This is a genomic window from Pseudomonas tehranensis (assembly GCF_014268615.1).
Classification (GTDB): domain Bacteria; phylum Pseudomonadota; class Gammaproteobacteria; order Pseudomonadales; family Pseudomonadaceae; genus Aquipseudomonas; species Aquipseudomonas tehranensis.
Window position 1 is genome coordinate 1 of sequence record NZ_JABWQV010000454.1, and the last position, 1,383, is coordinate 1,383.

A 1,383-nucleotide genomic window follows, 5' to 3' on the forward strand; every position below is an offset into this window, starting at 1 on the left:
CCCAGCGGGAGCAAGCTCCCTCGCCACGGGAATTGTGTTCATACTCCCCGCAGTTGGCCTATGCTGCCCAGCATGACGCCGCTTCATACATGAGGGATGCCCGATGTTTTATGTGCAACGCGATGCACAAGGCCTGCTGGTGCGCGTGGAAGCCACCGCTTATGCGGAGGCCACCGAAACCCTGCCGGCCGACAGCCACGAGATCCAGGACTGGTTCGCTAACCAAGCGGTAGAAAACAGCCTCAAGCAGCTCAAGCAGAGCGATCTGGAAATGATCCGGGTACTGGACGACTTGATCCAGGTGCTGACCAGCAAAGGCGTCATCCGCGTCACCGACCTGCCGCCCGCGGCCCAGGCCAAGCTGATGGACCGCAACCAGGCCCGAGAAGCCTTGGGCGGGTTGAGCCGGTTGATCGATGATGACGAGAAAGGGTTGATCTAGGCCTGGTTCATCGGTGTCGGGGCTGCCCTCATCGCGAGCAGGCTCGCTCCCACAGGGGGATGGGGTAAGTCGCAGATATTGCCGTCACGCAGTTCTTATGTGGGAGTGGGCTTGCTCGCGAAAGCGGTGGGTCAGTTTGCGATGATGTTGGATGTGCCGACGCCTTCGCGAGCAAGCCCGCTCCCACAATTGGATTTGTGTCAGGGCGCAATTTTCCATTCGCCAACAGATCTCTTGTGAGAGTTCAGCCTGCTCGCGATGGCCATCTTCAATCCGCTACAGGCCTGTCAGTTCGACGTTTGAACCTCAAGCCGATCCATGTCCAAATGAGATCGCTGAATGGCATGGGCCGTTTCGCCCTAAACAGATATTTCGGACTTGCACGTCCGTGTCACCGTTTTTTCAGTGACAAACCCAGACTAGCCACGAGGCAGACGCCGGACAAGTTCACCAACTTCGCCACAACTCGAAGGAAATCTCCTAGGACCTTACTTTTAGAGGGGGTGTATATCCGTTTCTGCGGTAACGGCTGCTTAGGGTTCCGCCCTTACGGCGGGTCACTTTTGGAAGAGCCGGATGCCGGACCAGCCAAAAGTAAGCAAAAGCGCTTTGCCCCACCACTCGGTGCCTCGCCTAGGCTCGGCATGCCCTCACTCCGGCATTGCTCCGTGGGCCCGCCGCGAAGGGCCATCCATGGCCCAGCGCGGCTATCCCGGCATCCATGCCGGGATGCCCACTGCGCAATACCTGCGTTCGGCCAGCGTGGTTAACGGGGCGCCCCAGATCAAAAGCTTGGCGAGGCGGCCTGACAGCCGACCTGTTTTTTGATGACCGCGTTCATCCTGTGGGAGCAAAGCTTGCTCGCGATGGCGGTGGTTCAGTTGATGAGGATGTTGAATGTGTCGGCCTCTTCGCGAGCAAGCTTTGCTCCCACAAGTGCC

The 1,383-nt window shown here is 58.9% G+C and carries 1 protein-coding gene; it reads left to right on the plus strand.

The features are described from left to right. The first annotated feature begins 103 nt into the window (after positions 1-103). Positions 104-442 (plus strand): hypothetical protein, encoded by a 339-nt coding sequence (locus tag HU811_RS26930; RefSeq protein ID WP_047230543.1) that lies wholly within the window; start codon positions 104-106, stop codon positions 440-442. Positions 443-1,383: the final 941 nt, after the last annotated feature.

What these genes read in the sequence shown, in the direction of transcription:
- HU811_RS26930 (WP_047230543.1), top strand. Translation starts at nt 104, where the DNA reads ATGTTTTATGTGCAACGCGATGCACAAGGCCTGCTGGTGCGCGTGGAA.